19 protein-coding genes and 1 other RNA gene are annotated in these 21,199 nt (G+C 65.6%); 16 read left to right on the forward strand and 4 right to left on the reverse strand.

The annotated features are described in order from the left end of the window. The first annotated feature begins 49 nt into the window (after nucleotides 1-49). Genes QRM60_RS16195 through hemC form a run of 4 tightly spaced genes read left to right on the forward strand, consistent with a single transcriptional unit; the run spans nucleotide 50 to nucleotide 3,493 of the window. Nucleotides 50-718 carry an alpha/beta hydrolase gene (locus QRM60_RS16195; RefSeq protein WP_014509047.1) on the forward strand — a complete coding sequence of 223 codons (669 nt, stop codon included), beginning with the start codon at nucleotides 50-52 and terminating at the stop codon, nucleotides 716-718. A 3-nt stretch (nucleotides 719-721) separates the two neighbouring features. Beyond that, on the forward strand, nucleotides 722-1,777 hold the full coding sequence (locus tag QRM60_RS16200) for a sensor histidine kinase (protein ID WP_011038605.1): 1,056 nt from the start codon (nucleotides 722-724) through the stop codon (nucleotides 1,775-1,777). 30 nt (nucleotides 1,778-1,807) lie between these two features. Beyond that, nucleotides 1,808-2,548 (forward strand): LytTR family DNA-binding domain-containing protein, encoded by a 741-nt coding sequence (locus QRM60_RS16205; RefSeq protein ID WP_161962805.1) that lies wholly within the window; start codon nucleotides 1,808-1,810, stop codon nucleotides 2,546-2,548. A 30-nt stretch (nucleotides 2,549-2,578) separates the two neighbouring features. Next, nucleotides 2,579-3,493, forward strand: a complete 915-nt coding sequence (gene hemC, locus QRM60_RS16210) for a hydroxymethylbilane synthase (RefSeq protein WP_115556801.1) — start codon at nucleotides 2,579-2,581, stop codon at nucleotides 3,491-3,493. A 557-nt stretch (nucleotides 3,494-4,050) separates the two neighbouring features. Here hemC and QRM60_RS16215 read toward each other — a convergent pair. Next, nucleotides 4,051-4,851 (reverse strand): DUF481 domain-containing protein, encoded by an 801-nt coding sequence (locus QRM60_RS16215; RefSeq protein ID WP_012437324.1) that lies wholly within the window; start codon nucleotides 4,849-4,851, stop codon nucleotides 4,051-4,053. 214 nt (nucleotides 4,852-5,065) lie between these two features. Between QRM60_RS16215 and QRM60_RS16220 the strand changes: the two genes are divergently transcribed. Continuing rightward, entirely contained in the window at nucleotides 5,066-6,031 is a 966-nt protein-coding gene (locus QRM60_RS16220; RefSeq protein WP_011038601.1) for a YafY family protein, read from the forward strand. 4 nt (nucleotides 6,032-6,035) lie between these two features. Here the strand turns inward: QRM60_RS16220 and QRM60_RS16225 are convergent. Both QRM60_RS16225 and QRM60_RS16230 read right to left on the reverse strand, forming a co-directional pair. After that, nucleotides 6,036-6,109, reverse strand: a non-coding RNA gene (locus tag QRM60_RS16225) — sX9 sRNA. Between the two features lie 120 nt (nucleotides 6,110-6,229). After that, complete coding sequence (locus tag QRM60_RS16230; RefSeq protein ID WP_115556800.1) at nucleotides 6,230-6,799, reverse strand: lipocalin family protein; 570 nt, start codon at nucleotides 6,797-6,799, stop codon at nucleotides 6,230-6,232. A 679-nt stretch (nucleotides 6,800-7,478) separates the two neighbouring features. Here QRM60_RS16230 and QRM60_RS16235 point away from each other — a divergent pair. Further along, entirely contained in the window at nucleotides 7,479-7,790 is a 312-nt protein-coding gene (locus QRM60_RS16235) for a membrane protein (RefSeq protein WP_011038599.1), read from the forward strand. A 68-nt stretch (nucleotides 7,791-7,858) separates the two neighbouring features. Continuing rightward, nucleotides 7,859-9,952 (forward strand): prolyl oligopeptidase family serine peptidase, encoded by a 2,094-nt coding sequence (locus QRM60_RS16240; RefSeq protein ID WP_285446610.1) that lies wholly within the window; start codon nucleotides 7,859-7,861, stop codon nucleotides 9,950-9,952. A gap of 590 nt (nucleotides 9,953-10,542) precedes the next feature. Here the strand turns inward: QRM60_RS16240 and QRM60_RS16245 are convergent. Further along, the gene (locus QRM60_RS16245; protein ID WP_285446611.1) at nucleotides 10,543-11,727 is read right to left on the reverse strand and encodes a pyridoxal phosphate-dependent aminotransferase; all 1,185 of its coding nucleotides are present in this window, start codon (nucleotides 11,725-11,727) and stop codon (nucleotides 10,543-10,545) included. A gap of 109 nt (nucleotides 11,728-11,836) precedes the next feature. Here QRM60_RS16245 and QRM60_RS16250 point away from each other — a divergent pair, with 109 nt between their 5' ends. The 9 genes from QRM60_RS16250 (at nucleotide 11,837) to hslU (ending at nucleotide 21,019) form a co-directional block, all read left to right on the forward strand. Then, on the forward strand, nucleotides 11,837-13,951 hold the full coding sequence (locus QRM60_RS16250; protein ID WP_285446612.1) for a S9 family peptidase: 2,115 nt from the start codon (nucleotides 11,837-11,839) through the stop codon (nucleotides 13,949-13,951). A gap of 776 nt (nucleotides 13,952-14,727) precedes the next feature. Then, nucleotides 14,728-15,132, forward strand: a complete 405-nt coding sequence (locus QRM60_RS16255) for a YbaN family protein (protein WP_115556797.1) — start codon at nucleotides 14,728-14,730, stop codon at nucleotides 15,130-15,132. Nucleotides 15,133-15,171: 39 nt separating this feature from the next. Next, a complete protein-coding gene (locus QRM60_RS16260) occupies nucleotides 15,172-15,429 on the forward strand; it encodes a lipoprotein (RefSeq protein WP_115556796.1) in 258 nt (85 codons plus the stop codon). Continuing rightward, complete coding sequence (gene dapF / locus QRM60_RS16265; protein WP_040940619.1) at nucleotides 15,419-16,273, forward strand: diaminopimelate epimerase; 855 nt, start codon at nucleotides 15,419-15,421, stop codon at nucleotides 16,271-16,273. The genes QRM60_RS16260 and dapF overlap by 11 nt, the downstream gene beginning before the upstream one ends. After that, nucleotides 16,270-16,938 (forward strand): DUF484 family protein, encoded by a 669-nt coding sequence (locus QRM60_RS16270; RefSeq protein WP_285446613.1) that lies wholly within the window; start codon nucleotides 16,270-16,272, stop codon nucleotides 16,936-16,938. The genes dapF and QRM60_RS16270 overlap by 4 nt, the downstream gene beginning before the upstream one ends. A gap of 73 nt (nucleotides 16,939-17,011) precedes the next feature. Then, complete coding sequence (gene xerC, locus QRM60_RS16275; protein WP_161962802.1) at nucleotides 17,012-17,899, forward strand: tyrosine recombinase XerC; 888 nt, start codon at nucleotides 17,012-17,014, stop codon at nucleotides 17,897-17,899. A gap of 260 nt (nucleotides 17,900-18,159) precedes the next feature. Further along, the gene (locus tag QRM60_RS16280) at nucleotides 18,160-18,747 is read left to right on the forward strand and encodes a DUF1203 domain-containing protein (protein WP_238595509.1); all 588 of its coding nucleotides are present in this window, start codon (nucleotides 18,160-18,162) and stop codon (nucleotides 18,745-18,747) included. A gap of 256 nt (nucleotides 18,748-19,003) precedes the next feature. Next, nucleotides 19,004-19,555, forward strand: a complete 552-nt coding sequence (gene hslV / locus QRM60_RS16285) for an ATP-dependent protease subunit HslV (RefSeq protein WP_115556792.1) — start codon at nucleotides 19,004-19,006, stop codon at nucleotides 19,553-19,555. A gap of 99 nt (nucleotides 19,556-19,654) precedes the next feature. Next, entirely contained in the window at nucleotides 19,655-21,019 is a 1,365-nt protein-coding gene (gene hslU / locus QRM60_RS16290; RefSeq protein ID WP_115556791.1) for an ATP-dependent protease ATPase subunit HslU, read from the forward strand. Nucleotides 21,020-21,199 lie beyond the last annotated feature (180 nt).

Genomic DNA, 21,199 nt, shown 5'->3' on the forward strand with positions numbered 1-21,199 from the left:
GCGCACAGGGACGCAGGGCATAATGCCCAGCTCTGTCACCGGAAGGTGGATGATGCTGGACGTGATTGAACGCGAGACCGGACCGAACCCGCAGTGGGCGGTGATCTGGCTGCATGGCCTGGGTGCGGACGGCAGCGACTTCGCGCCGATGGTGCCGGAACTGGTGCGCCCGCAGTGGCCGGCGCTGCGCTTCGTGTTCCCGCATGCGCCAATCCGCCCGATCACCATCAACAACGGCGTGCGCATGCGCGGCTGGTACGACATCGTCGGCATGGACTTTGCCCAGCGCGCGGACAAGGTCGGCATTGCCGAGTCGGTGGCCCAGGTCGAGGCCTTGATTGCCAATGAACAGGCGCGCGGCATTGCGCCCGAACGCATCCTGCTGGCCGGCTTCTCGCAAGGCGGCGCCGTCACCCTGGCAGTGGGCCTGCAGCGTCGCGTGCCGTTGGCCGGGTTGATCGCCATGTCCACCTATCTGCCCGATCCGGCCGCCGCTGCCAGCCAACTGCAGCCGGGTGCGCTGGCGCAACCACTGTTCATGGCGCATGGCAGCGCCGACCCGGTGGTGCCTTACCGCGCCGGCGAACAGAGTGCGCAGGCCCTGCAGGCACTGGGGTTCACGCTGGAATGGCATAGCTACCCGATGGGCCACCAGGTCTGCGTGGAAGAAATCGACGCCCTGCGCGACTGGATGCAGGCGCGCTTCACCGCCGTCTGAGCCATGGCCCACACCGCGCCGCAGATCGCCTGGATGCCGGACCTGTGCCGGCTGCCACGCTTGGGTGCGATGCTCGGCCTGGCCGAGTTGGTGGTGCTGGTGGTGACCCTGGTGCCCGAAGCCGGCGCCGCGCGTAGCCTGACGCTGTCGCGCTTCGTGTCGGCCAGCGGCCTGGCGCTGTGGCTGGCCCTGGCGGTGAGCGTGCTGCTGTGCGTGCTGCGGCCGTCCTTGTCGCGGCTGCCGCCACGGCTGGGTGGGCTGGCCGCGTTGTCGATCGCCGCAGTGGTCGCCATGCTGGGTGCTGGCATCGTGCATGGCCTGTACGCGGTGCTCGACCAGGCCCCGCTTGGCCCGCTGGTCGGGTTCTGGCGTTTTACGCTCGGCAGTGCGGCCACGGTGGTGCTGATCACCGCGCTGGCGCTGCGCTATTTCTACGTCAGCGACCGCTGGGAAGCGCAGGTGCAGGCCAACGCCCGCGCCGAAGCCGATGCGCTGCAGGCGCGCATCCGCCCGCATTTCCTGTTCAACAGCATGAACCTCATCGCCAGCCTGCTGCGGCGCGACCCGGTGGTGGCCGAACAGGCAGTGCTGGACCTGTCGGATCTGTTCCGCGCCGCGTTGGGGGCGGGCGAGGGTGTGTCCACGCTGCGCGCCGAATGCGAGCTGGCCGAGCGTTACCTGGCCATCGAATCGCTGCGCCTGGGCGATCGTCTGCAGGTGCGCTGGCACAAGCAGGAACCGCTGCCGTGGGCGTTGCCGATGCCGCGGCTGGTGCTGCAGCCGCTGGTGGAAAACGCGGTGCTGCACGGGGTGTCGCGCATGCCCGAGGGCGGCACCTTGTACCTGTCGCTGCGGCAGCGCGGCAGCCAGTTGCAGATCCGTATCGTCAATCCGGCACCGCAGCCCGGCACTCAGGCGCCGCTGGTGGTGGCGGGCGCCGGGCATGCCCAGGCCAGCATCTCGCACCGGTTGGCGTTTCAATTCGGTGCCGGGGCACGGATGGCGGCCGGCTGGTCGGAGGGCTACTATGCCTGCGAGATCACATTACCGTTGAAGTGAGGGGGAATCACTTCAGCGAGGGGGATGTCCATGACGGCCACGCAAGTGCGGGTCCTGATCGCCGATGACGAGCCACTGGCGCGCGAGCGCCTGCGCCTGCTGCTGGGCGAGCATCTGCACGTGCAGGTGGTGGGCGAGGCCGAGAACGGCGAGCAGGTCCTGCAGCTGTGCGAGCAGCAGCAACCGGACCTGGTGCTGCTGGACATCGCCATGCCCGGGGTCGACGGCCTGGAAACCGCGCGCCTGCTGCGCCAGCGCCCGCAACCGCCGGCGGTGGTGTTCTGCACCGCCTACGACCAGCACGCACTGTCGGCCTTCGATGCGGCCGCACTGGACTATCTGATGAAACCCGTGCGCCCCGAGCGCCTTGCTGCCGCGCTGCAACGCGTGGCGACCTACCTGGCCGGGCGCACCCCCCGCCTCGCGCCGGCCGCGCCGCTGCGTACCCACCTGTGTGCGCGGCTGCGCGGCAGCCTGCGGTTGATCGCGATCCAGGACATCCGCTATCTGCAGGCGGAGGAGAAGTACGTCATCGTCCACCACGCCCGCGGTGAGGACCTGATCGAAGAGTCGCTCAAATCGCTGGAAGACGAATTCGCCGAGCGCCTGGTGCGCATCCACCGCAATTGCCTGGTCGCCCGCGAGGAGCTGGTGGAGCTGCGCCGCAGCGGCGATGGCCAGGTGCATGCGGTGCTGCGCAACGTGCCGCAGACCCTGGAAGTGAGCCGCCGCTGCGTGGCCAGCTTGCGCGAACAACTGCGCCAGGTATGAGTTGGGCGTCGTGTCCGCGATAATGGCGGCATGACCACGCTGCGCATCGCCACCCGTAAGAGCCCGCTTGCCCTCTGGCAGAGCGAACACGTCGCCACCGCGCTGCGCCAGCACCACCCCGGGCTGGAGGTCGTGCTGGTGCCGATGAGCACCCGCGGCGATGAAGTGCTGGACCGCTCGCTGGCCGCCATCGGCGGCAAGGGCCTGTTCCTCAAAGAACTGGAGCTGGCGATGCTGCGCGGCGAGGCCGATTGCGCCGTGCACTCGCTCAAGGACGTGCCGATGGAGCTGGACGCGCCGTTCGTGCTGCCGGCCATCCTGGAACGCGGCGACCCGGCCGATGCGCTGGTGTCCAACCTCTACGCCACCTTGCAGGCCCTGCCGCTGGGCGCACGCGTGGGCACCTCGTCGTTGCGCCGCCAGGCGCAGCTGCGCGCCGCGCGCCCGGACCTGGAATTGATCGACCTGCGCGGCAACGTCAACACCCGCCTGGCCAAGCTCGACAACGGCGGCTACGACGCCATCGTGCTGGCCTGCGCCGGCCTGCAGCGGCTGGGCCTGGAAGCCCGCATCACCGCGCGGCTGGACGCACCGGAGTGGCTGCCCGCTCCGGCGCAAGGCGCGGTGGCGGTGGAATGCCGCGGCGACGATGCCCGCATCCACGACCTGCTGGCAGTGCTGGATGCCGGCCGCACGCGCGCCTGCGTGGAGGCCGAGCGCGCGATGAATCGTGCCCTGCACGGCAGTTGCCACGTGCCGGTGGCCGCCTTCGCGCGCTGGGAAGGCGAGGACCTGTTTCTGCAGGGCATGGTGGGCAGTGCCAGCGACGGCCGCCTGATCCACGCCGAGGCACACGGCAGCCCCGACGCCACCGAAGACCTCGGCCGCTGCGTCGCCGACGGCCTGTTCGAAAAAGGCGCCGCACAGCTGCTGGCGGAGCTGTAAGCGCTAGCCAGACCGTAGGACCGGCCTTGGCCGCGACGCGTTACCGATAACGCCGACGCTGACACCTGATCGGCAGAGCCCTCGCGGCCAAGGCCGCTCCTACGCTAGCGGTCCATGGCTGATGCATGGCCGATGACGAGACGCAGCCCTGCCTAAGACATCGGCGGCATCGCCGATCGCTTGTTCAAAGCGCGCGCTGCGCAGCTGCCGCGGAGCTGCAAGCCGCAAGCCATCTCGTAGGAGCGGCCTTGGCCGCGAACGCATTACCGATAACACCGACGCTGACACCTGATCGGCAGAGCCCTCGCGGCCAAGGCCGCTCCTACGCTAGCGGTTCATTGTTGCTGCATGGCTGATGGCGAGATGCAGAGATTTGCCTAGGACATCACGTCATCGCCGATGGCGTACCCGAGGAGCGCCACCGCAGCTGCCGCGGCGCTGCAAGCCGCCAGCCAACTAGTAGGAGCGGCCTTGGCCGCGAACGCGTTACCGATAACACCTGCACGTAATCGATAAAAACCCTCGCAGCCAATGCCGCTCCTACGAAACGCAATGGCTTACTTGAACGTGTAGACCAGGTTCACTGTGGTCAGCGTGTCGGTCTTCTTGTCGCCCTCACTGACGTCGCTGTTGTGGCGCATCTGCCAGGCGGCCTTGAGCGCGAAGTGCGAATTCATGCTGACCTGCACGCCAAAATCGTTCTGCGCGTAGGTGTTGTATTCGCCCGATTCCACCAGCAGCGTGTTGATCAGATCGGTGTTGTCGGTGACGGTGTATTTCAGGTCGAACAAACCACGACCGATCAGCCCGGTCTCGTTGCGGTCGTCGTCGCTGTTGTGCGCGCGGCGGATACCCGGGCCGATCTGCGCGTCCAGATAAAAACGATCGGCATCGATCAGGCGCGTGCCGTAACCGATACCGAAGGTGGCCAGGCGGTCGTAGGTGGCGAAGTCATCGTGTTCGTAGCGGCCGGTCGCGGTGAGCTGGCGGTGTTCGCCCAGCTGCAGCGCGCTGCCGGCGCTGCCGGTGTAGCGCTCGGCGGTGGTCTGGCGCTCGCGCGTCACGCTGCCGTCGTCGTTGGTATTGGTGTATTCCGAGCTCGAGCGCAGCGCGGTGGCATCCAGGCTGTGGATCCAGTCGCCATCGGTGTAGCGCAGGCGGATGCGCCCGTTGAGGCTGTCGGTGGTGCTGTTGCCGTGCGCGGACGCATAGCCGAGCTCGCCACTGCTGCCGCTCCAGGGGGAGGGCATCAAGGCGGCGGCCGGGTCTGCCGGCGCCGGTGCGACCGCCTGGGCCCAGACGGTGGGCGTAATCAACAACAGCGGCAACAGGGCAGACAACGGGGCACGGCGTGACATGGGCGGCACTCTTGGAGACGAAAGGGAGGGCAGAGAGGTGAAAGCGATTTCATGATAACGGACTGGGCGACCGCGTCAGGACCGGGTGAAGCCGCGCTTCATTGGCGGTTCGGGCGATCGGCGTGCCGCGCCCCCTGCGCCGGCCGGGTAGGCAGGCCTTGCGCGGGGCGTGGATGCTCACCCCGTCGCGCGAAGACTCGGACATAATCAGCGCATGGACCGCTACGAACGTATCAACGCCCTGCATCGCCTGCTCAAGTCGGCCCGCTACCCGGTCACGGTGGCGCGCCTGCAAGATGAGCTGAGCTGTTCCCGCGCCACCGTTTACCGCGACCTGGCCTTTCTGCGCGATGCGCTGATGGCCCCGGTGGAGGGCGACGGCGAATCCGGCTTCCGCTATCTGTCTGGCGAAAGCGACCGCTTCGAGCTGCCGGGCCTGTGGCTGAGTTCCGAAGAACTGCACGCCTTGCTGGCCTCGCAGCAGCTGCTGTCGCGGACCGGCGGCGGCGTGCTGTCCTCGATGCTGGCACCGCTGCAGCAGCGGATCGAAGGCCTGCTCGCCGCCCAGGCTGGCGTCTCGCAGTGGCCGGTGGACCGGGTCCGGGTGATCCCGCACCGCGGCCGCAAGCTGGACGAAGCCAGCTTCCGCAGCGTGGCTTCGGCAGTGCTGGAGCGCAAGCAGTTGAGTTTCGACTACCGCGCCCGCTCCACGGACGAATCGACCAAGCGCACGGTGTCGCCGCAGCGCATTACCCATTACCGCGACAACTGGTACCTGGATGCGTGGGACCACGGCCGCGAGGGCGTGCGCAGCTTTGCGGTGGACCGTATCAACCACGCACGCATCATCGATACCACCGCGCGCGACGTGCCCGACAGCGAACTGGATGCGCAGCTGGGCGCCAGCTACGGCATTTTTTCGGGCGCGCCCAAGGGCTGGGCCACCATCGTGTTCAGCGCCAAGGCCGCGCGCTGGGTGGCCGACGAGCACTGGCATTCCAAGCAGCAAGGGCGCTTCCTGCCCGACGGCCGTTACGAACTGAAGGTGCCGTACAGCGTCTCGCGCGAGCTGCTGATGGATGTGCTGCACTACGGCTCGGATGCGGAAATCGTCGAGCCGATGTCGCTGCGCGAGCAGGCCAAATCGCTGCTATCGCTGGCGTTGAGTAATTACGACTAAGCGCGGCTCACAAAACGTAGCGGGCAGTTGTCAGGTGGCTGCTAACGGCGCGGAAGAACCGGACCGTACGTGGGACATGCCGGTTTCGAGCGCCGGCCGCGCGCCCTGGAGGCTGCGCAGTCGTTTTGATCGCTGCTCCAAGCCCGGTGGGCAACGCCGGGGAGCGCACGCTGGCATGGCCGCGTGCGCGGGCGCCGATCAGCGCTTGTCGGGGACTTCGAAGCCCAGCCGGCCTACCTGTTCTGGCAGCTGCGGCACGCGCTTGAGTTTGTCGGTGTAGATGGCGTAGTCGTCGCGCATCTTGTTGACCAGGGTGCGGTACTGGTCGCGGCTCATGTCCGGCTTGCGCGCGAAGATCCAGGCCAGGTCGCGGCCGGGGTAGGAGATCAGCATCCACGACCCGTCGGGTGCAATTTCCAGGATGCGCTGCTTGGCCGGAATGACCTTGTAGAACCACACCCGCCAATCGCGGTTGCCGCTGTCCGCGTCCACCGAGGCGCGTGCGTTGACTTCCTTTTCCGGCTCCTCGAAGCCTTCGCGGTAGCGATAGCGCACCGCCACCTTGCCGTCTTCCACCAGGGTGTATTCGTCGCGGCTGGCGACATGGCCGCGCTCGACCGGGTTGGGCATGCGCGCAATCACGTACCAGGTGCCCATGATCTTGGGCAGGTCGATCGGCCGCTCCGTGGTCGGTGTGTCCTTGGCCTGCGCCGTGGGCAGGCCAAGCACGAGCAGGAAAGCGAGGGCGATCGAAACGGTCAGGCGCATCGCAAAGTCACAGAGGGTCAGTTGGGTCAGCACACTACCGCATGCAGGGGGCAAGTTCGCGTCAACGGTTGCGCCTGGCGTCGACAAACGCCGCTGGACCGGCCGGGCGCGCGTGCCAGCCGCGCCAGTGGACGGCAGCCAGATGACGGAGCCGCGACAGTGGTGGCGCTGACCGCGGGCCGGTGGATGCGGCTGCGCATGCCACATCAGCCTGATCTGGCTGATCAGCCCGCGTGACCGGCGACGCGTTGGGGAGGGCTGGGGGTGGTTGATGCATGTACCGGGACAGCGCGAGTGCTGGGGTCCGCCGCCGCCTGTCTTGGATGGCCCTGCGCATTGCGGCACTTAGGTAAAACTGCGCTGCTGGCGACGCGTGGGTAACGGCCGTGGTGTGCGGTTGGTGCCGGAACCGGAAACCGCGCGAGTGCTGGTCCAACCAGGCTTGCTCGGCGTTGCGGGGCCTACGCACGGCGGAAGTCCATCAGTGGCGCAGCGGCGCGGGAACACCGCGGGCCGCCAGCCGCGGGCGTGCAGCATGCAGCGAGTAATGCCGCCGCCAACCTGCCACACGCATGGAAATAGCGGCGCTGTCACCGGTGTCGCACAGGTCGCAGCCGGTGAGATGGCCGCAGGCAATTCTGCCGGCCTGTCCTCATCCATCCCGCCACGGAGTGCCGCCATGTCGCATCGCCTTTCCCGTCGTTCCGAAACTCCCGACCCGCGCGTGCTGCGTCCGGTGCGTCAGGTCGCCCTGGCCGGGCTGGCCCTGGTGCTGGTGTGGCCGGCGGCGCGCGGCCACAGCGAGTGGATCGGCTGGTTGCCGCTGTGGCTGGTCGGCATGCCGATGCTGGCGTGGTGGAGCCTGTACCGGTTCGCCGTGCCGGCATTGCCGCGCCGGGGCGAGCGGCCAGCAAGAACGCGGCGACGGGGGCCGCAGGCGCAGCGCCGTCGCGTGGGTTCGCGCACGGCGACGCAGGTGCGCGCGGCCTGACCTTCGGCAGGGGAAGCCGCCGAACGGCTATGTTACGGTCCGGCGGCTCGCTTTCTTAGGGAACCCCCATGTCCAAATTCGCCTCGATCTGCCTGGTTGCTGGCCTGATCACTGCTGGCGCCGTCTCTGCAGAGGAAACCGCCGTGTCCAATGATCCGTATGCCTGGCTGGAAGATGTCACCGGCGCCAAGCCGCTGGACTGGGTCAAGGCGCAGAACGCCAAGACCGAGGCGCGGCTGGCGGTGACCCCGGCCTTCAAACAGATGGAATCGAGCATCCGCGAGGTGCTCGACTCGGATGCCAAGATTCCCGCCGTACAGAAGATCGGCCCTTACTACTACAACTTCTGGAAGGACAAGCAGCACGAGCGCGGCCTGTGGCGGCGCACCACACTGGACGAATACCGCAAGGCGGCGCCCAAGTGGGAAACCGTGCTGGATCTGGATGCGCTCAACAAAGCCGAGAAAGAGAACTGGGTCTGGCACGGCGCCGATTGCCTGCGCCCGGGCTACCAGCGCTGCCTGATCGCGCTGTCGCGCGGCGGTGCCGACGCGGACGTGACGCGTGAGTTCGACCTGTCCACCAAGCAGTGGGTCAAGGACGGGTTCTTCCGCCCCGAAGCCAAGGGCGGGCTGGGCTGGATCGATCAGGACACCGTCTACGTCTATACCGATTTCGGCGCCGGCGCGATGACCAGCTCCGGCTATCCGCGTATTGCCAAGCAGTGGAAGCGCGGCACGCCGCTGAGCACGGCCAAGGTGGTGTACGAGGGCAAGCCCACCGACATGTACATCATGGCGATGCACGACGACACGCCTGGATTCGAGCGTGATTTCGTCAGCCGCACGCTGGCCTTCTACAATGACGAGCTGTATTTCAAGAAGGCCGATGGCGCGCTGGTAAAGGTGGATGCGCCGAACTCCGCCAACAAGAGCGTCAAGCGCGAGTGGCTCACCCTGGAGCTGCGCGAGCCGTGGACGGTGGGCGGCAAGACCTACAAGGCCGGCTCGCTGCTGGTCACGCGCTTTGATGCCTTCATGCAGGGCAAGCGCGACTTCGATGTGCTGTTCGAGCCCACCGACACCACCTCGCTGGCCGGCATGACCTGGACGCGCTCGCACCTGGTCTTGAACGTGCTGGAAGACGTCAAGAACCGCCTGAGCGTGATCACGCCCTCGCAGGATGGCTGGAAGAAAAGTGCCTTTGTCGGTGCGCCAGCCTTCGGCACCGTGGATGTCGGCGCCGTGGACAGCGATGACAGCGATGCGTTGTGGCTGACCGTCACCGACTACCTCACGCCGACCACCTTGTCGTGGGTGGACGTAGGCACCGCGCCGCAACCGCTGAAGACCATGCCGGCGTTCTTCGATGCCGGCAAGGACAGCATCGAGCAGCACTTTGCCACCAGCAAGGATGGCACTCGCGTGCCGTACTTCCTGGTGCGGCCGAAGGATCTCAAGCTCGATGGCAGCGCGCCGACCCTGCTGTATGGCTATGGCGGTTTCGAGATCTCGATGACGCCGAATTATTCCGGCGCCCTGGGCCGTGCCTGGCTGGAGAAGGGCGGCGTTTACGTGGTGGCCAACATCCGCGGCGGTGGCGAATATGGCCCACGCTGGCACCAGGCCGCGCTCAAGCAGAACCGCCACAAGGCCTATGAAGACATGGCCGCGGTCGCCAAGGATCTGGTCGCGCGCAAGATCACCTCGACCAAGCACCTGGGCGTGCAGGGCGGCAGCAACGGCGGCCTGATGACCGGCAACATGCTGACCCAGTATCCGGAGCTGTTTGGTGCGGTGGTGGTGCAGGTGCCGCTGCTGGACATGAAGCGCTACAGCCATCTGTTGGCGGGCGCCTCGTGGATGGCCGAGTACGGCAACCCGGACACCGACGATTGGACATTCATCCAAACCTTCTCGCCGTATCACCTGTTCGATCCGAAGAAGACCTACCCGCCGGTGATCTTTCTGACCTCCACGCGCGATGACCGCGTGCATCCGGGCCACGCACGCAAGATGGCGGCCAAGATGATCGAGGCGGGCAAGGACGTGACCTATTACGAAAACATCGAAGGCGGCCACGGCGGCGCGGCCAACAATGCGCAGGCGGCGCATATGTCGGCGCTGGCCTACAGCTTTCTGTGGGAGCGTTTAGCGGATTGAAGCGCCGGCCGGAAGTGGTTATCTAAGTCGAGTTGCTTTCGTTGTGTCTTGCTCTGAAGAAAGCCCTGGGTCGATTGGCTCAGGGCTTTTTTATGCTTCCTTCTCCTGCGGGAGAAGGTGCCCGAAGGGCGGAGGAGGGTACGGCTGCACGTGGTGATTGATGCGTGTTTGATAAGCAACTGCAAAACAAAGCCCTGAGCAAAGTAGCAAGCAACAGCTTCCGCGCCTTGCGGCGCGGGTTGCTTTTGTTTCAGCAAAAGTAACCAAGACCATGTCGCGCGACGCGATCCGGTGCGATGGAGCTGCACCGGTGCCCTGCGCTGCTCGCCACGCGCGGCACGGCGCCCAAGCGCGCTACGCTCAGACAGGGCGCCTCTTCGGCCACGCGTGACTGCGGTGCTCGGCTCGCTCCGGGGCAAGCGGAGGCGCAAGCGAGTAGCCAGAGCAGAGGCGCAAAAGAAAAGAAAAAGAAAAAGCGCAGAGGCAGGAAAAACAGCAGCTACAGCTGTTTATATCGACGGCAATGCGTGTGCTGCTGCCGCTCTAAACGCGGCTGCGGAGATGAACTGTGCTCATCGCGTAGTGCGAAATCAAAGATGCCGCAACCCGCGCGCGATCCGCTCTACCGCCTGTTCAAGCCGCGGCAGGCTTTGCGTATAGGCGATGCGGACGTGCTGATTGGCGCGGTGGAAGCCGAAGTCGATGCCGGGAGTGAAGGCGACATGTTCGGTTTCCAGGAAGTGCGCGCAGAAGGCCTGCGCGTCGTTGGAGAATGCGCTGATGTCGGCGTACAGATAGAACGCGCCTTGCGGTTCGACGGCGATGTCGAAGCCCAGTGCGCGCAGTGCAGGCAACAGGTAATCGCGGCGTTGCTGGAACTCGGCGCGGCGCGCTTCGAAGATGGCGATGCTCTCGGGTGTGAAGCAGGCCAGGGCGGCGTGCTGGGCGATGGACGAGGCGCTGATGTAGAGGTTTTGCGCGAGTTTTTCCAACTCGGGCACCGCAGAGGGCGGGGCGATCAGCCAGCCCAGGCGCCAGCCGGTCATGCCGAAGTATTTGGAAAAACTGTTCAGCACGAACGCGCTGTCGTCCACTTCCAGCACGCTATGCGCGTCCAGGCCGTAGGTCAGGCCGTGGTAGATCTCATCCACCACCAGGTGGCCGCCACGCGCCTGCAAGGCCTGCGACAAGGCGGCCAGCTGCGCACGCGAGAGCACGCTGCCGGTGGGGTTGGCCGGTGAAGCCACCAGCGCGCCAACGCTGTCGGCCGTCCAACAGGCATCCACCAGCGCCGGGGTCAGTTGGTAGTCGCTATCCGGGCCCACCGGTACCAGCTGCGCGCCACCTTCGACCAGGCGCAGGAAGTGGCGGTTGCACGGATACCCCGGGTCGGCGAGCAACCAATGCTTGCTCGGGTCGACCAACAGGCTGCTGGCCAGCAGCAAAGCGCCGGAGCCGCCCGGGGTGACCAGAACGCGCTCGGGATCGACGCGGCAACCGTAACGCTGCGCGTAAAACCCGGCAATTGCCTCGCGCAACGCGGGCAGCCCGCGTGCGGCGGTGTAACGGGTGTGGCCTGCCGCCAATGCAGCCTGGCCGGCGGCCACCACGGGCGCAGCGGTGGTGAAGTCCGGCTCGCCGATTTCCAGGTGGATGACATCGTGGCCGGCCTGTTCCAGTGCGTTGGCGCGTGCCAGCAGGGCCATCACATGGAAGGGCGCGATGTCCTGGCTGCGGCGGCTATAGCCGGACACGGGCGAAAGCAGTGAGTCCATTGCGAAGATGATAGACCAGCATGACCTCGGACACATGACGCTCCCCGGCGGCCTCTTCCACACTCGCGCGCTGGGATGGCATTGCGTTCATCCAACGGACCCCAATCTGATGAAACCTGTCCTGACCTTGTTGATCGCCAGCCTGATGACCAGCTCTGTTCCTTCCGCACTTGCCGCCCTCCCGACGCCGCCGGACGTGGCCAAGCATCCGCACGTGGTCAAGGCCCCGTTCGGTGCTAGCCGTAACGATGACTACTACTGGCTGCGCGACGACAAGCGTGAGAACAAGGCCATGCTGGCGTATCTCAACGCCGAAAACGCCTACACCGATGCCTTGATGGCGCCGCTGAAACCGCTGGAAGACACGCTGTACACCGAGATTGTCGGGCGCATCAAGCAGGACGACGCCAGCGTGCCGTACCGCGAGCGCGGCTACTGGTATTACACGCGCTACGAGGCCGGCAAGGACTACCCGATCCAGGCGCGCCGCAAGGGCAGCATGGACGCACCGGAAGAAATCCTGCTCAACGTCAACACCCTGGCCGAGGGCAAGGGCTACTTCAGTGTTGGCGATGCCGAAGTCAGCCAGGACAACCGCATCCTGGCCTGGGCCGACGATGCAGTGGGCCGCCGCCAGTACACCATCCGTTTCAAGAACCTGGAGACTGGCGAGGTCTATCCGGACACCGTGGAAGGCGTCTCCGCCAACGTGGTGTGGGCCGACGACAACAAAACCCTGTTCTATGTAGAAAACGACCCGGAAACGTTGCTCACCGTGCGCGTCAAGAAGCACGTGCTCGGCACGCCGGCCAAGGACGATGTGCTGGTCTACGAGGAAAAAGACGACAGCTTCTACATGGGCATCTCCCGCACCCGTGACGACAAGTACATCGTCATCGGCGTGGAGAGCACGGTGTCCTCGGAAACCCGCTACGCGCCGGCCGACAAGCCCGAGACCTTCACCGTGCTGGCCAAGCGCGAGCGCGACGTCGAATACCAGCCGGAGCATTTCGATGGCCGCTGGGTGATCCGCACCAATGCCGATGGCGCCAAGAACTTCAAGCTGGTCACCGCACCCACCAATGCGACCACGCGCAAGCAGTGGACCGACTGGGTGGCGCACGACCCGAACGTGTATATCGAAAGCTACGAACTGTTCGACGGCTTCACCGCCATCGAAGAACGGTCCGGTGGCCTGGAGCGCGTCCGCCTGCTCAAGCGCGATGGCAGCCACGAGTACGTCAAGACCGACGAGTCGGCGTATTCGATGGGGTTGTCGGTCAACTCCGAGCCAGATACCGCGTGGTTGCGCTACACCTACACCTCGCTGACCACACCGGCCACCACCTACGAACTCAATACCCAGACCGGCGAGCGCAAGCTGCTCAAGCAGCAGCCGGTGATCGGTTACGAGGCCGGCAACTACGTGACCGAACGCGTCTGGGTGACCGCGCGCGACGGCGTCAAGCTGCCGGTGTCGCTGGTCTACAAGAAAGGCTTCAAGAAAGACGGCACTGCCGCGTTGTTCCAGTACGCGTACGGCAGCTACGGCATGTCGATGGACCCGGCCTTCAACCTGCCGGCGGTGAGCCTGCTGGATCGTGGCGTGGTGTATGCCATCGCGCACATCCGTGGCGGCCAGGAAATGGGCCGGCAGTGGTATGACGACGGCAAGCTGCTGCACAAGCAGAACACCTTCAACGACTTCGTCGACATCACCCGCGGTCTGGTGGCACAGGGCTATGCCGCCAAGGACCGCGTTGCGGCTTCCGGCGGCAGCGCAGGCGGCTTGCTGATGGGCGCGGTGGCCAACATGGCCCCGCAGGACTACCGGGTGATGGTGGCGCAGGTGCCGTTCGTGGACGTGGTCACCACCATGCTCGATGCCAGCATTCCGCTGACCACCAACGAATACGATGAATGGGGCAACCCGGAAACCAAGGATTACTACGATTACATGCTGTCGTATTCCCCGTACGACAACGTGCGCAAGCAGGCCTACCCGGCGATGTTCGTCGGAACCGGCCTGTGGGATTCGCAGGTGCAGTACTGGGAACCGGCCAAGTGGGTCGCCAAGCTCCGCGACGACAACACCGGCACCTACCCGATCGTCTTCCGCACCAACATGGAAGCCGGCCACGGCGGCAAATCCGGCCGCTTCCGCCGCTACCGCGAACTGGCCGAATCGTATGCCTTCGTGCTGGACCAGCTGGGCGTCAAGTAGTTGAGGGGCGGGGATTGGGGAGTCGGGATTTGGGATTCGTAAGAGCAGATTGCGAGGGTTTTTAGCGATTAGCTATTTGCCTGGATGTCAGGGGGCGGTGGATGCGGGAGGCTGGCGTTGCCTCCACTTGCCACTTCCCACTTCACGTCGTCCTTCTTTGCGTTCCCTTGTCGCTTCCGCTTCCTGCTTCGCTTCCCGCCGTCCCACCTAGCGTTTTTCCTCACCGGTTTTCTTTTTTGTCTCCTGCTCCTGCTCCTGCTCCTGCTCCCGCTCTCGCTTTTGCTGATGCTCTCGCTCCACCAACGTCGCCTTAAAGCGAGCCGAGCACCGCAGCCGCGCGGGGCCGAAGAGGCGCCCTTGTCTGAGCGCAGCGAGTTTGGGCGCCGTGCCCCGCGTGGTGAGGAGCGCAGGGCACCGGTGCGGCTTCACCGCACCGGATCGCGTCGGCGACAGCGGTTTTGGTTCCTTTTGCCAAGACAAAAGGAACTCGCGCCGCAGGCGCGAAAGCTCTGCGCTTGCTCCTGGCTTCGCGCCACCCTGATCAACCATCAGAAGCAAGTCCAAACATCGACCGCCACCGCGATCAACCCACCCCTTCGTGCGCTCTCCGGGCAAAGCATCCGGCTGAAAGAACGCCGCCGCAAAAGCGAAGCGAGCCTGAGCGCACACACATGGCACGCGCGCCAACACAAAGCCGCTCCCAAGCGCACCCCACACCCACCTGCAACAAAAACCATCCCCCCACCAACCCCCACCACTGGCCGTATCATTCCCCCATGACGCGACCGAACCGATTCCGCTGGGCGTGGTGGCTGCTGGCTTATGCCAGCCTGGCGACTGGCATTGTCGGCATCTTCGTCCCCGGCCTGCCCACTACCGTATTCGTGCTGATCTCCGCCTGGGCCGCCTCGCGCGGCTCCGAACGCCTGCACCGCTGGCTGCTGGCGCACCCGCGCTTTGGCCCGGCGATCGTCGAATGGCAGACCTATCGCGCGGTGAGCCGCAAGGCCAAATGGATGGCGACCCTGACCATGACCGTCTGCGCGGCCATCATGCTGTGGTGCGTGCCGGTGCTGTGGGTCAAATGCCTGTCGATCGGCAGCATGGCGGTGGTGGCCATCTGGCTGTGGCTGCGCCCGGAGCCGCCGCCGCGCGCACTGCAAACGCCTGCCTCGCACTGAGCGCACGGCAGTCAGGGTGTTCTGGCTATACTTCGGTGCATGAGCCTTATGTCCCGACCGTCTGTTCGTCTCGCACTGGTGGGTGCGACCCTCGTCCTGCTCGCCGCCTGCGGCAACAAGGGCCCGCTGGTGATGCCGCAGAAGCCGGTGCCGGTAGAGGCCCAGCCCGTGCTGCAGCCGCCGGATGCACCGCAACCGTTGGACGAATCGCAGACGCCTGCGCCCGCGCCGACCGACAGCACCACCCAGCCCGCGCCGACCACGGATCAGCCCGCCAGCAGCGGCAATGAGCGCTGACGTCCACACTGGGCGCTTGCGTTTCACCAAGATGCATGGCGCCGGCAACGATTTCGTGGTGCTGGATCTACGCGATGGCACACCGCCGCCCGATGCCAGCCTGGCCGCGCGGTTGGCGGATCGTCATTTCGGTGTGGGCTGCGACCAGATCCTGACCATCGAAGCGCCACGTAGCGCCGAGGCGGTGGCCGCCTACCGCATCTGGAATTCCGACGGATCGCACTCGCAGCAGTGCGGCAATGGCGCGCGCTGTGTGGCCGCGTGGCTGGTGCGCGAGGGCACCGCGCAGGGCGATGTCTTCACCATCGACAGCCCCTTCACCGCGCACCGCGTCGAGCGATTGGATGCGGGCACATATTCGGTGGCGATGGGCGTGCCGCAGTTCGAGCCTACGCAGATTCCGCTGGCCGGCTTCGCCCATGCACGCGACGAATACGCGCTGCCCGTGCACGGAGAAACCGTGCGCTTTGGCGCGGTGTCGATGGGCAACCCGCACGCGGTGGTGGAAGTTGGCCGGGTCGATGCGGCGCCGGTGGAGCGAGTGGGTGCGTTGCTGCAACAGAACGCGGCGTTTCCCGAATCGGTCAATGTCGGGTTTGCACAGGTGGTCGACCCGGCGCACGTGCGGTTGCGCGTGTACGAGCGCGGCGTTGGCGAAACGCTCGCCTGCGGCAGCGGTGCGTGCGCGGCGGCGGTGGTGCTGATGCATCGGGGCCGGGTCGAGCGCGATGTGCGGGTGTCCTTGCCGGGTGGCGAATTGCGGATCCGCTGGGCCGGCGAGCAGGCGCAGGTGGTGATGTCCGGGCCGGCCGTGTTCGTCTTCGATGGAGAGTGGAACCAATGAGCGAGACCGACAAACTCGGCGCGCATGACGTCGCCAACTGGCTGCGCCGCCATCCGACCTTTCTCAAGCAGTTCCCGGATCTGGCGTTGAGCCTGCTGGTGCCGCGCGACGACGGCCCTACCGCCTCCCTGGCCACGTACCAGCTGGAAGTGCTGCGCGACAAGAACCGTGAATTGTCGCGGCGCCTGCACGAACTGGGCAGCAATGCGCAGGTCAACGAGCGGCTGGCGGTGCGCACGCATCAACTGACGCTCGCGCTGATGCGCCAAGCCACCCCGGCCGACACGCTCAAGGCGATGGCCGCGTCGTTGGCGGAAGATTTCAATGGCGAACTGGTGCGGCTGGTGTTGCTGCAACCGGTCGCCGGGCTGGAGGCAGACTGGTTGCAGGTGATGGCGGCCGATGACGCGCGCCTGGCGCCATTTCGCGATTGCCTCACCGATGGCGAGCCGATCTGCGGCCGCCTGCAAGCCGAAAAACACGCCCTGTTGTACGGCGCGCACGCCGGCGAGGTGCAATCCACCGCGTTGCTGCCGTTGCCGGGCATCGGCCTGATCGCGGCGGGCAGCAGCGACGCCAATCGGTTCTACCCGGGCATGGGCACGTTGTTCCTGCGCATGATGGGCGAATCCCTGGTGGTGGCACTGCAGCGCTTCGATGCCTGAGACAGCGCCGCCGGTTGCGGATGCGCGGGGTTCCTCGCCGAAAGCGACGACCGGGCCCGGCGCAGATGCAACGTTGTCTGCGGTAGAGCCCTTCCTGGCGCATCTGCAGATCGAACGTCAGGTCTCGGCACATACGCTAGACGCCTACCGGCGCGATCTTTCCGCGCTGATCGGTTGGGCAAGTGCGCAGGGCAGCGACGATGTCGCGCAGCTCGACAGCGCGCAGCTGCGGCAATTTGTCACTGCCGAACACCGGCGCGGGTTGTCGCCGAAGAGCCTGCAGCGTCGTCTGTCGGCTTGCCGGAGTTATTACGCGTGGTTGCTCAAGCATGGCCGCATCGCGACCAGCCCTGCGGCTGCGTTGCGTGCGCCCAAGGCGCCGCGCAAATTGCCGCAGGTGCTGGATGCCGATGAAGCTGTGCGGCTTGTAGAAGTGCCGACCGACGCGCCGCTGGGCCTGCGCGACCGCGCCTTGCTGGAATTGTTCTATTCCTCCGGGTTGCGTCTGAGCGAGCTGTGCGCCTTGCGCTGGCGCGATCTGGATCTGGACAGCGGCCTGGTCACGGTGCTTGGCAAGGGCGGCAAGCAACGCCTGGTACCCGTGGGGTCGCATGCGGTGACGGCCTTGCGCGCCTGGCAGCGCGACAGTGGCGGCAGCGCGCAAACGCATGTCTTCCCGGGGCGTGCGGGCGGTGCGATCTCGCAACGCGCGGTGCAGATCCGCATCAAGCAACTGGCGGTACGCCAGGGCATGTTCAAGCACGTGCATCCGCACATGCTGCGCCACAGTTTTGCCAGCCACATCCTGGAGTCCTCCGGCGACCTGCGCGGTGTGCAGGAGTTGCTGGGGCATTCGGATATCGCCACCACGCAGATCTATACCCATCTGGATTTCCAGCATCTGGCCAAGGTCTACGACGCTGCGCATCCGCGGGCGAAACGCAAAAAGGCTGCCGAGTAATTGGGACGCAGCATAAGAAGTTGCCGATTGCGGTCTGCACCCACAGGCGCTGGTGCGCGTCGCTGACCGCGCTTCGCATGCATCGCCGCTGCTGAGCTTCGCTCCTGCCGGGAGAGGGGGAATGCCATCTCCCAGATGACGGACCAGCAACGCGCTGGCACACCTGGAGATGGCCGTCAGCAGCGTGTGGCGGGTGATTGATGCACTGTCAGTACAGGCGCCCTCACCCCACGTCATGTCCCGGTGGGAGAGCGGCATGCGTGCACGCAGACGCTGCCGTGTCCGAAGACGGCGAGCAGGGCCGGCATGCGTGGGTCACGCTGCGCTTCCAGCTCTGGAAGACCGCCATGACCTCGTTTCGTTTGACAGGACTCGATCCGGCCTTGTTCGCCTATTTACATGTGCTCGACGACGCTGCGCTGGCCAACCACCAAGCCGTGCGCGTGATCGCCGATGCCGATGATGGATTCCCGTGTCGTGTCAGCCTGCAGGACGCGCGCGCAGGCGAACAGTTGCTGCTGTTGCCGTATCTGCATCAGGCTGCCGATTCGCCGTACCGCGCGAGCGGGCCAATCTTTGTGCGTACCACAGTGGCGTGTGCGCAGCTGGAACCAGATGCAGTGCCGGCTGCGATCCGATCGCGGCTGATCTCGCTACGCGCTTACGATCATCGTCATCATCTGACGGCCGCCGAGGTGTGTGCAGGCGAAGACGTCGCAGCGTGGCTGCACGCGTGTCTGGACGACGCGCAGATCGCCTACGTGCATCTGCATCATGCGCGTCAGGGCTGTTACGGATGTCGCGCTGATCGCACTGCGGTCGATGCGCCTGCTGGAATCTTCGGCTAGGCGTTTGCATGTTGCTTGAGCGCGGGCCTGGGCAACGGATCGGTCAACGCCAGGCCCGGCACTTGCTGCACAAGCCGCTGCCGGGCGTGTGCAAATAACGCCCAATACGTGGTGGTCCAAGCAAGCGCTGTACGCGGCATGCAGTGGCGCTGCTGTCTCAAACGTGAGCAGGTTCAAGCGCGCTGCGCCGATGCGCGGCAGCGCGCTTGAACCCGGCAGGGGCGTCCCCACCTCTTTGGAAACCCCCGGAGGACCCATGGATCCCAGCCAGAACCCCAACGTCGTTCACGCCACCACCATCATTTCGGTCCGACGTGGCGGGCATGTCGCCGTCGCCGGCGATGGTCAGGTCACCCTCGGCCATACGGTCATGAAAGGCAATGCGCGCAAGGTGCGCCGGCTCGGCCGCGACGGCCAGGTACTGGCCGGTTTTGCCGGTGCAGCCGCCGATGCGTTCACCCTGTTTGAACTGTTCGAAGCCAAGCTGGACAAGCACGGCCAGCTGACCCGCGCCGCCGTGGAGCTGGCCAAGGATTGGCGCACCGAGCGCCGCCTGGGCAAGCTCGAAGCATTGCTGGCCGTGGCCGACAAGGAAACCTCGCTGATCATCAGCGGAACCGGCGATGTGATCGAGCCGGAAGACGGCATCATCGCGATCGGCTCCGGCGGCTCGTACGCCCTGTCTGCCGCACGCGCGTTGCTGGCGCACACCGAGCTGGACGCCAGGACCATTGCCACCGAGGCGATCAACATCGCCGGCGATATCTGCATTTATACCAATCGCAATGTGGTGGTTGAAGAGCTGTGAATCGGGAGTGGGGAATCGTGAATCGCAACAGCGGTTCCTTCCCTATTTCACCGGTGCCGCCTTTTGCGTTTCCCCTTTTCCCATTCCCGATTCCCGACCATGACCGATACCCATAGCACCATGACTCCGCGCGAAATCGTGCAGGAGCTCGACCGCCATATCGTCGGCCAGCACGATGCCAAGCGTGCGGTGGCCATTGCGCTGCGCAATCGCTGGCGGCGCATGCAGTTGCCGGAAGAATTGCGCAACGAAGTGATGCCCAAGAACATCCTGATGATCGGCCCCACCGGCGTGGGCAAGACCGAGATCGCGCGGCGTCTGGCGACGCTGGCCAATGCGCCGTTCGTCAAGGTGGAAGCCACGCGTTTCACCGAAGTGGGCTACGTGGGCAAGGATGTGGAGCAGATTATTCGTGACCTGGCCGATACCTCGGTCAAGTTGTACCGCGAGCAGGCCAAGGTGCGCGTGCGCAACCAGGCCGAAGAACGCGCCGAAGATCGCATCCTGGATGCCTTGTTGCCGAGACGCTCGGCCGGCATCGGCTTCGACCCGGAGGCGGCGCGTCACGAGCCGTCGGCGCAGGACAACGAAACCCGCATCAAGTTCCGCCGCATGTTGCGTAACGGCGAACTGGACGAGCGCGAGATCGAACTGGAAGTGGCGGTCAACGCCAGCATGGACATCATGACCCCGCCGGGCATGGAAGAAATGGGCCAGCAGCTGCGGCAGATGTTCTCCAACCTGGGTGGCGGCAAGTCGCAGAAGCGCAAGCTCACCATCAAGGCCGCGCGCCCGCTGTTGATCGAAGAAGAAGCCGGCAAGCTGGTCAACGAAGACGACATCCGCACCGCTGCGATCGAGGCCTGCGAGCAGCACGGCATCGTGTTCATCGACGAGATCGACAAGGTGGCCAAGCGCGGCGAAGCCGGTTCGTCCGGTGGCGATGTCAGCCGCGAGGGCGTGCAGCGCGATCTGCTGCCGTTGGTGGAAGGCTCCAACGTCTCAACCAAGTACGGCACGGTCAAGACCGACCACATCCTGTTCATTGCCTCGGGCGCGTTCCATCTGGCCAAGCCCAGCGATCTGATTCCGGAATTGCAGGGCCGCTTCCCGATCCGCGTGGAACTTACCGCGCTGACCAAGGCCGATTTCGTGCGCATCCTCACCGAGCCCAAGGCGGCGTTGATCAAGCAGTACGAAGCCTTGCTGCAGACCGAGGGCGTGGCCTTGACCTTCGGTGCCGATGCGGTGGACCGCCTGGCCGAGATTGCCGCGCAGGTGAACGATCGGCAGGAAAACATCGGTGCGCGGCGTCTGCATACGGTGCTGGAGCGCTTGCTCGATGTGCTGAGCTACGAGGCGCCCGACCGCGATGGCCAGAGCGTCACCGTGGACGCGGCCTACGTGGATGCGCAGTTGGGCGAGCTGGTCCAGGATCCGGATCTGAGCCGTTACATCCTGTGACCCTGTGCGGCCTGTTTGCGGTAACGCATGCAGACCGGCAGTTGTAAGAAGACCCGCCGATGGCGGGTCTTTTTTTGCGGCGATCACGTCTTTAAAACGCCACGCAAAGCCGCAGGAATCGCCCAGACGCGATCGCTGTATCAGCGGCATCGCTCGCGCATTTCACTGCGGCTCACCGCG

It is taken from the genome of Xanthomonas sp. fls2-241-TYG-148, assembly GCF_030208815.1.
Classification (GTDB): Bacteria; Pseudomonadota; Gammaproteobacteria; order Xanthomonadales; family Xanthomonadaceae; genus Xanthomonas; species Xanthomonas campestris.